A 4,735-nucleotide genomic window follows, 5' to 3' on the forward strand; every position below is an offset into this window, starting at 1 on the left:
GTTATAATCATCAACAAGAGAATTATTTTCTCTGTTTGAATTTGTAATTTTTGCAGAATGTTTAGCTTTGATTGAAGCTTGGTATTCTGCTTTTTGTTTTGCCATTGCTTGTAGTTCTGTTTGGTATTTTTTATCAACGTCAGTCAAAAATTCTTCGCGGTTTTTAAACTTACGAAGGCGAGGTTCAACTGCTTGTCATTTTTCAAATTGACGGCGCAACGTATTTAAGTGATGAAATTTATACATATTTGTTTTAATCATTGCATCCCACCCAGTCGCTTTAATGTGGGTTCCGTCGGAATAATAAATATGATTTGTGCCAAAAACACGCACGCCAACATTAAACCAGTTAGGGTCTGTTTTTGTGACATGAATGTCTTTTTTTGCCACACTGATAAAGTTATCACCAACTCGAACCTTATTTGAAAGTGGTGTATGTTTATAGATATCTGATTTATGGACAAAAAAGTTACACATATGTTTTTGGTTGTCTAACTGATTAAATACTTTAAACTGACCACCTGTTGGCAATTTAACAAAGTGATAATTAACTTGCTCTGCTTGTTGAATTAAATTTTCCATAATGTTTTCCTTTCTAAGGGTAAATTTTCATTTTCTTCAATTGCTTCTTGAAATTTTCTAAATTCTCAAAGATGAGATATAACTTTATCAGGATTACAACAAAAATAACAAATATTTTTATTAAAATTAAAATGTTCATTACAGATAAAACGATTACAAGAGCAATGATTTTCTCCGACTATCATATCTTCACAAATATCGCAGATATTATTTTCTATCCTATATTTTATGTCATTTCATCATTGTTTATAATCAATTACATAGTAATCTGATAAGTCTTTTCTTTTGTTATTTTTGATTTTTCGACTAATACTCATAAAAGTTTCTCCTTTCTGTGGTTTTGGGCGAATTTAAGCCCCTTATCAGCGTTGATATTTTCCAAAATGTAGAATCAAAAATATTCTTTTCGGTTATTTCAATGCTGATATAAGGGTTAATAATTATTTTTAGTTTAAATTCTTACTCAGTGGTTATCAAACAAAGTTCTTTTTTTTAAGTGTTTCATTTTCTTCGGTAAGTTTGTTAAATTTAATTCATTCTGTTATAGTCATTATTCATTCTCCTCAATAATAGTTAATTGATTTAATTGTTTCTTAGTGATTTTGATACCTCTTAAATCAGCACCAGTTAAATTAGAGCGTCTTAAATAAGTATCTGATAAATCTACACCTACTAAATTAGTATTTGATAAATTTAATCTTTCATTTTGTAAATATCTATTTATTTTTCATTCTTCAACATTAATACCTGTTAAATCTTTAATTAATTCTTGTAAATCTTTCATTTTAAATTTGCTCCTTTTATTTCAGATTTTAATAATAAATAAAAAAATAGGTAGATGACTTTTTATCACTCTACCTATACACAAAAATTAAAAAAATGTTATAATTTAACCAAGAACCACCACAAATGTGCGGTTCAGGCAAATTATATATTAACCCTAGTTAAGTGGTTGGTTAGACCCTTAATAGGTGTATAGAAGAATGATGTTGATGCATCTTCTTCTTTTTATTTAGTTGTGTTTATTTTATCACAAATGTGCGGATAAAATATTTTTTTATCACTCCTTTTGGATAAACAAATAAAAAGGGAAATAACAGACCGCTATTTCCACAAACAATATTATAATAATTGATACAACACATTCCAAGTTAAACAAAATATGTTAAAATTGTCAGTGGAAACACAGTACTTGTTCAAAATCAGATTGTGTTTCCGTTTTTAATTGTCAATAGCAATCTAGTTGCTAACAAATTTATTATATAGCAAATTTTTAAAATATTCAAATATTTTAAAAAAAATAAAAACACCTTAGTGAAATAAGGTGTTTTCTATTGGCACATTTAATATGCTATTCCCATTTTTATTTAAAAAAGATCATTGAAAGGAGTTATCTTTTTTAAAGATAACCAATTATATTATATCATTTTTATTTGTTTAAGTGTTGAATTAAACCATCTAAACAAGTGGGGTAAACTTGGGATTTTTTAATAAATAACTTACCACTTGGTAGCGTTGTTTTTAAATAGCATTCACCAATTTTAAGGGTTTTAAGGTCGTTCGGATGAACAATAAACTCATCCACCGCACGCACCGAACCCATATCAGCGGTGTTGTTTTTAAAATCAAGTTGGCGCGTTAGTTTTTCGGTTTCTTGGGTACCAAAAACACTCGCTACATATTCCGCTGTATTTGGATCTTTAATGTTATGACAAACAATAGTGCTAACATTCCCAAAGATAGTGTCTGTTAAATTTATATTGTTTGTTTTTAGGTCGTTTGTTGTTTGAAATGACAAGAAACATTGATAATTAAAACTACGCGACTTATTTATCAAGTTGACAATTGTATCACTAGCAAAGACATTAAACTCATCTAAAACAATGTTAATTTTTTGATTAACTGGTTTTAGAGTAGTTAATTCTTTAAAGTCTTGGATAATGATTTTACCAACCGAACACGCTAGTTTTGGATACATTAACGAATTAATACTAAACAAAATCGTTTTATGTTTAGTAATCAATTCTAACAAGTTGTTATTATTGCCCAAACTATCGTTTAGTTGTGTGTTATAAACATTTAATTGATTAAAAAGACCGTTGATGTCTTTTTCATTAAAATTTGATAATAACGAATGACTATTGTCATTAAAAGTAATTATTTTTTCTAATTCATTAATAGGAAAGTATTTAACTAAATTATCAAAAGTAATAGCAATATTATTTTTTAAAAGTATATCAAGCAACAATAATAAATAATTATGTGCTAAATTTTGATAATACTGTTCGGAAAAGTCAAACAACGACATTATCTTATCCGCTAAAATAACTTTATTTTTATTTGCAAAAGGGTTGTATTACGTTGTCCCGCCAATTTCTCAAATAAAGGCGTTAGGGTCTAATTGTTTAACTTTGCCAATTAAATCAATATCCCCCTTCCCATCAATAATAATTGTAGTTTGTTTAAATATTTGAGTTAATTGTTTTACCAAAAACATTAATGTCGTTGTTTTTCCACTCCCCGTTGTTCCAACCAACAAAGTATGCTGAGTTAAATTTGACTTAATTAAACCAAAGTTTTTGTTTAATTTAAGCAAATTATCTTGTGGAATTTGTTTAAATTCTTGCTCTTTTCTTTTCGCTTTCTTTTTTTGTTCGTACGCAAACATATCAAAGTGTTGTCATTTCTGATAACCAATAAAACCAGCAACGACAAACACAACAATAATGCCAATAATTGCTGAAATTTTAAAGCAAATATCTTCTGCATATGCAGTTGAAAAAGTTTGCCAAGTAATAGCTTTTAGTTTTATCCCCGCATAGCCAAGCGAAATAGGAATATTAATTAAAGCAACTAACAAGAAAAAGATTAATACAGCAAAAAATAATCAAAAGATTACTTTTTGAAATTTATTAAGTTTTTGATAATGTTGTTTTATTTTACGCATAAATCTATCTCCTAACTAAAAGTTTCTTGTTCTATTTCGCTTGCTTCAACATTTAACAGCATTCTGTTATTAGCACCAATCGAAAACAGACATGTTCCTGTTGGCGCACTAGCGATAATATCTTTTTGATATTGGTTTAATCTTCCGCTAGCTGAAATTAAATTATCATAATCTTGTAAATCGCTTGGCGCTAAATGATGAACGAATTGATATAAAAAGTTGTTTATTATTCCTTGGGCTTGCGTTTTAATGTTTGCATTACCCATAAAATCATTGATATTTTGGGTCATAATATACAAAATACCATTATATTTCCGAATGCGTTTTGTCATTTCAAACAAGAAATTCAACGCTAAGGTATTATTTTCATTAATTAACAAGTGGGCTTCATCAATCGCAATACAAATTCATTGTTGTTCAGCTACTGGTAATGTTTGGTTTTTGGCTTTGTTTTGTTTAACCACCTTATCTAAAAAGGAAAGCATTAAAAACAATTGAGCGTTTTGACGGTTTTTGTTTGTTGTTAATTCGTGAGTATCAAAAACAATCAAATCACTTTTTAGCGATAAGGTACTTATTCCATTTCACAACGCACCATCGGCTCCTTTGGAAAGTTTTCATAAAACATTGTATAAATGTGATTTATTACTTTCGCTTTTTTCTTGTTTTTCAATTAAATTAAACAAATGTGATAAAGTAGGGTAATCACGAGCATTTAAAGTATTTAATTCTATCTTATCTGTAATTTTAAAATCTTTATATAATTTTAAAAGAGTTTGTTGTAATAAACTTAAATCAATATCCGTTAAAGACGGATATAAGATTTTAAACCATTGTTCTAACAACGAAATATGTTCTAATAAATCATTTGAAAAAATCTCTAACGGATTTATTCTTGCTTTATCTGATTTACCAATGGGGATAATTTCACCGCCATAATAATTGGCTAATTGGTGGTATTCCCGTTCAGGGTCAATAATAAATAACTTTGTATTATTTAAATATAATCAATTTAATTGCTTTTTAACATTAAATGTTTTTCCACTCCCTGTCATACCAACAATAAAAGCATTGCTACTATTGCGGAAACTATCGCGGTGTTTTATTTCAAAACTTATCGGTTCATCAATATCATTCGTACCTAAGAGTTGCCCATGGGGATCATTTAAAGGTGTTGCCACAAACGGATAACTACTTGCTAATGAA

The 4,735-nt window shown here is 28.3% G+C and carries 6 protein-coding genes; all 6 read right to left on the minus strand.

All coding sequences use genetic code 4. The features are described from left to right. Positions 1-582 (minus strand): hypothetical protein (locus D9R21_RS04425; RefSeq protein ID WP_148108827.1); only part of this gene is annotated, 582 nt, incomplete at its 3' end. Next, a complete protein-coding gene (locus D9R21_RS04430; RefSeq protein ID WP_126821259.1) occupies positions 570-899 on the minus strand; it encodes a hypothetical protein in 330 nt (109 codons plus the stop codon). The genes D9R21_RS04430 and D9R21_RS04425, both read right to left, overlap by 13 nt. A 233-nt stretch (positions 900-1,132) precedes the next feature. Further along, positions 1,133-1,366 carry a pentapeptide repeat-containing protein gene (locus D9R21_RS04435; protein WP_126821260.1) on the minus strand — a complete coding sequence of 78 codons (234 nt, stop codon included), beginning with the start codon at positions 1,364-1,366 and terminating at the stop codon, positions 1,133-1,135. Between the two features lie 645 nt (positions 1,367-2,011). After that, positions 2,012-2,890, minus strand: coding sequence for a TraM recognition domain-containing protein (locus D9R21_RS04440; protein WP_126821261.1), 879 nt, complete (start codon positions 2,888-2,890; stop codon positions 2,012-2,014). Positions 2,891-2,938: 48 nt separating this feature from the next. Continuing rightward, complete coding sequence (locus D9R21_RS04445) at positions 2,939-3,529, minus strand: type IV secretion system DNA-binding domain-containing protein (protein ID WP_126821262.1); 591 nt, start codon at positions 3,527-3,529, stop codon at positions 2,939-2,941. 11 nt (positions 3,530-3,540) lie between these two features. Then, the coding region (locus D9R21_RS04450) for a VirB4 family type IV secretion system protein (RefSeq protein WP_206609235.1) at positions 3,541-4,735 on the minus strand (1,195 nt) is incomplete at its 5' end.

This window comes from Spiroplasma endosymbiont of Megaselia nigra (assembly GCF_003987485.1).
Classification (GTDB): Bacteria; Bacillota_I; Bacilli_A; order Mycoplasmatales; family Mycoplasmataceae; genus Spiroplasma.